The organism is Microcystis sp. LE19-41.2A (genome assembly GCF_027530405.1).
In the GTDB taxonomy this organism is placed as follows: Bacteria; Cyanobacteriota; Cyanobacteriia; order Cyanobacteriales; family Microcystaceae; genus Microcystis; species Microcystis aeruginosa.
Window position 1 is genome coordinate 1 of the sequence record NZ_JAPZQJ010000168.1, and the last position, 4,568, is coordinate 4,568.

The 4,568-nt window shown below is 40.3% G+C and carries 3 protein-coding genes, 1 pseudogene and 1 CRISPR repeat array; of the genes and pseudogenes, 2 read left to right on the forward strand and 2 right to left on the reverse strand.

All coding sequences use genetic code 11. The features are described 5' to 3' along the window. Positions 1-369: 369 nt before the first annotated feature. Positions 370-1,101 (forward strand): glutathione peroxidase, encoded by a 732-nt coding sequence (locus O9290_RS07155; protein WP_002758590.1) that lies wholly within the window; start codon positions 370-372, stop codon positions 1,099-1,101. 222 nt (positions 1,102-1,323) lie between these two features. Continuing rightward, positions 1,324-1,857 carry a DNA starvation/stationary phase protection protein Dps gene (gene dps, locus O9290_RS07160; protein WP_002758588.1) on the forward strand — a complete coding sequence of 178 codons (534 nt, stop codon included), beginning with the start codon at positions 1,324-1,326 and terminating at the stop codon, positions 1,855-1,857. A 32-nt stretch (positions 1,858-1,889) separates the two neighbouring features. Here the strand turns inward: dps and O9290_RS07165 are convergent, their stop codons facing one another. Both O9290_RS07165 and O9290_RS07170 read right to left on the reverse strand, forming a co-directional pair. Beyond that, positions 1,890-3,173, reverse strand: coding sequence for a protein kinase domain-containing protein (locus tag O9290_RS07165; RefSeq protein ID WP_002758587.1), 1,284 nt, complete (start codon positions 3,171-3,173; stop codon positions 1,890-1,892). Between the two features lie 333 nt (positions 3,174-3,506). Beyond that, a CRISPR array of direct repeats spans positions 3,507-3,845; the repeat unit is 36 nt; unit sequence GTTTCCAACTAATCCTATTTGACCTAATAGGTAAGG. 337 nt (positions 3,846-4,182) lie between these two features. Next, positions 4,183-4,568: pseudogene (locus O9290_RS07170) on the reverse strand (ISNCY family transposase); the annotation flags it as partial.

Below are 4,568 nucleotides of genomic sequence, written 5' to 3' on the forward strand. Positions count from 1 at the left end.
GTTCACCGGTGTGATTCTTGCGGCCACATTGAACCGAGAGATACGGCATCAGCGAAGGTAATCGAGAACCGAGGAAAAAACGCGGTCGGACTGACCGTGTTAGAAAACGCTTGCGGAGGCGATCTGACGGGGATCGACCGGGTTAAACCAGGTCGATCTAGTTAAAAGCCTAAGAACCGAGAATCCCCCGCTACACCGCGCGAGCGGTTAGCGGGGGAGAGTCAATTCCCATTCTCCTGTCTTCTGTCTCCTGTCTCCTATCTCCTGATTTAAGCATAAATACTTGTTGACAACTCATAGTCGTTATGAGTACACTTAATTTAGACAAACTCAAAATGAGTACGACTTAGCAATTAGGAGTTGACGATTATGCTACCAAACCGAGAAGGGCAGAGAGTTCCCGATGTCACCTTTCCTGTACGTCAAAATAATCAATGGGTGAACATCACCAGCGAGGAATTATTCAAAGGAAAAACCGTTGTTCTTTTTGCCTTACCCGGGGCATTCACTCCCACCTGTTCCACCTCCCATTTACCCGGATATAACGAATTAGCCCCAGTTTTTCGGGAAAATGGCGTAGATACTATTGTTTGCTTGTCGGTGAATGATACCTTTGTCATGAACGAGTGGGCAAAAGATCAAGAATGTGATAATGTCGTCTTGATTCCCGACGGTAACGGCGAATTTAGCGCAGGAATGGGGATGTTAGTCGATAAAGCTGACTTAGGTTTCGGTCAACGTTCTTGGCGCTATTCGATGCTAGTCAAAGATGGTGTTATCGAGAAAATGTTCATTGAACCGGAAGAACCGGGAGATCCTTTCAAAGTCTCCGATGCAGAAACGATGCTAAACTACATCAACCCAGAAGCCAAAAAACCGCCTTTAATCTCTCTTTTCTCGAAAGTCGGCTGTCCCTACTGCCTCCGGGCCAAGAAAATGTTAGAAGAAAAAGGCCTACAATACGAAGAAATTATCCTCGGACGGGATGCCACCAGTCGTTCTCTGCGGGCCATGAGTGGTAATACCACCACCCCACAAGTCTTCATTGACGGCCAATTAATTGGCGGTTCGGAAGAATTAGCGGCTTATTTAGGAGCATAATTAATCAGCTATCAGCTATCAGCCTCTGATTTTTCAATTAATTAGCCATTTTTCTAGTTATCAACACTATTATCTAGCTGACGGCTGAGGGCGATGTTAATCAATTCTGAAAGGGGATGTGTATAACTTGAGCTTAATTGTAGGATCAAAATCAGTCCCCTCTACACGGACACAAGTGAGAAAATTATCGAGTATTCTGTTAACTGATCAAGGAGAAAGATTATGGTAGCCACTCCAGTCAAAACCAAAACCACGGGACAATACTACGCCACCCGCATCGATTTAGCATTAGATATCCGCAAAGCTGTGGTTGAAATCTTAAGCCAAACCCTTGCCGCTAGTTTAGACCTAAAAACTCAGGTTAAACAGGCCCACTGGAATGTAAAAGGTTTAAATTTCTACCAATTGCACAGCCTATTCGACGAAATGGCCACGGAATTAGAAGGCTATGGGGACATGGTAGCAGAACGGATTACCGCTTTAGGTGGAACCGCTTTGGGAACAGCGCGCATCGCTGCCGCTAACTCGATTCTGCCGGAATATCCGGCTGATATCGTCGATGGTAGTGAACATATCGTTGCTTTAGCCGAACGTTATGCCTTATACGCCGCCCATCTTCGTTCTGCTATTGATACCACTGGCAATCAAGGGGATGCCGACACAGCAGATCTCTATACGGAAATCTCCCGGGACATCGATAAACGTCTCTGGTTCCTAGAAGCGCATCTGATTAAATCGGAAGATGTTATCAGATAAATTTGGGGTGTATTAACTTAGCTTAATACACCTTAAATTCTCGTAATCGGTAAACGTAGCCAATCACTTAACTGTTGTGCCAACCAATCTAATTCCGCTTCGCTAACATCTTCACTGGCAGTGATAACATATTCTCGATGGTTGGCAACGAGAACCAGAGAAGGAGGAATAATATTAACATTTTCTCCCTGCATAGTGACGGTGACATTGCGACGGAGGAGACTATAAATTTCGGAACTAGCAGCATCGGCAGTTAGTTTAAATTTCAGCCCCCAGAGTTTTTGGTAGAGAGAAACTTTTTTGGGGGTAAGTTTTAACTCTAGTTCCCCCTGCCAAAAAGATTTCCATAACTGCCAAGATAAACTAGAGGAGATTAAATTGAGCAGAAAAATTAGGATAATCGGGATTAAAAAAGCGACCAGTTTGAGCTCATAAATACCGACTATGGTTAAGAGAATGAACGTAAAGAATAGGGATGGTAAAAACTGTCTTAACTGGGTTTTGAGATTGTTGAAAAACTTTTGTTTGGTTTTACTAGCGATTTTTATTTGCAGGAGATTATCTTTTTTATAAACAGTAACTTCGCTGCCGTAGGGTTTGGTCAGATTGCCAATAAATACTAGGATCAATTGACAACTATATAAGCTGGCTAAAGCTTCTGTCACCGAACGAAAATGAGAGTCTGGGGGGGAGTTTGATAATCTTTTTAACCAATAGATGAAAAAAGCGCTTAGATTAGTTTTTTGTTCAAAGTTTTCGGGTATGTAACGATGCTTAATCCCCGTGGCTAAACTAATCAAACTTTTACCTATATCCTGTAAGTCCGTGGTGGGAGAATCGGAATCAAAGGCAAAATCAACTAGATAAAAACGATGGGACTGGGTATCAAAGAGGATATTACTAAGTTTAATATTGCCGTGGTTAATGGGGACATCCTGCTGATGGAGATAGGAGAGAATCTCCAAAAGATATTTGGCAATTTGTTTGAGATCTTGTTCTGCTAACAAATAACTGGAGTTAAGATAGTTTTCTAAAGGCTGCGCTGATAAATAAGGTCGGACAATAGCGATGATTGCTTCCTGGGATGAATCTATCTCAAAGCTATCGAGGTATTTGGGGAGAGATGGGTGGGAGAGTTGTCGCAATAGGGCAATTTTACCAGTTATTTCTCCGATAAACTGACTCCCTTGCCCCCTAGGAACAGAAATAAGTTTAATGATAACTAACTGGGTGGTGTGTCTGTCCCTAGCTAAGATAGTTTTTTTTCCCAGTAACTGTTGGACTTGATAACGACTATGGAGAACTCGATCGAGCATGGGGGAGGATGGAGTAAGTAGTATCTCTAGGATAGCTCACTCTGGAAACCCTAGCCGCCATCTTTAGCATCCTTTTAATATTTTAACAATTGATTAAAAATTGCCGCTTTACCTAGAAAGAACTGCTAGGGCAGTCCTATTTGAGTTATTTTAATTATCTATTCGCCAAGGCTGCCAGCAAGGGGAGAGCAAAAGGGAACGGTGAGCATTTCTAAGACTGCCATGACTTTTTCTTGTTAGTTAATTGCCTAGTAATCCTAACGGATTGATAGGGGAAATTAACGGATAAAAAAAATCGCTTCAATCCCTGCTTCTCCTGTTTCTTATGAGAAGGTTTCCAACCTTACCTATTTGACCTAATAGGTAAGGAGAGCGGATTATAAAATCTCTAAGACTGCTGTTATCAAAGTGTTTCCAACCTTATCTATTTCACCTAATAGGTAAGGAAGAAGAGTAGGGCTAATTCCGGAATTAGCCCTACTTTTTTAGTTTCCAACTAATCCTATTTGACCTAATAGGTAAGGATCTACCAGCAATTTCCTGCATTATTCACGCCAGACCGACGTTTCCAACTAATCCTATTTGACCTAATAGGTAAGGGATAATGGGACACAAAGCTGGGTAGAGCAGGATTTTGTTTCCAACTAATCCTATTTGACCTAATAGGTAAGGTCACTGGTGTTCCAACAGCAATTCTCATTTTGAAAAAAATCAGATAAAATTCTCTTATTTAAATAGAGAACTTGTGTAGAAGCATTATTTTTTGATAGATAATTATCATCCAAGGCTGGAGATAGACAGGTTTTAAGAACTCTGTCCATGAAAAATCGATTTCAACTTATAAATTCAGATGAAATTCTAACAAAATTTTTAGTTTTTTTTATAAACAACTTTCTTTTTCTCCTTCAAGAGTTCTGACATTTTCAACTAGAATTTACTTGTTTGAATGGGACATATTCGGTGAGAATAAATGAGAAAAACTCCGACCAATTCTTAAACCAAATAAATTTTAATAGGGTACGAATATCATTAAAGAAAGAAGTCAGAGTTACTAATAGCTCACGAATCTTTTGATAGGTGTAATTAACTAAATCTAAAACGGTATGAAATAAAAAAGCTAGTAAATTTAAAGACAATAAGAACTCGCACAAATGATTCTGACCATGACCAAAGTTATGCTCTAAATTATAACCGTGATTTTTAAGAACGTTATTGCCTTCATTTTCAACTTTCCATCTGCTGCGTCCAGCTTTTACAATTTCTTCGACATTATTTTCCGTGATTTTATGATTAGTTATCCAATTATTTTGGTAGATAGTTTTCTGGGTTTTTTCATTAATAACAGTCACTTCACACCAATTAACTTCGAGACTTGAGTCGCCCTCTCTTAAGGGA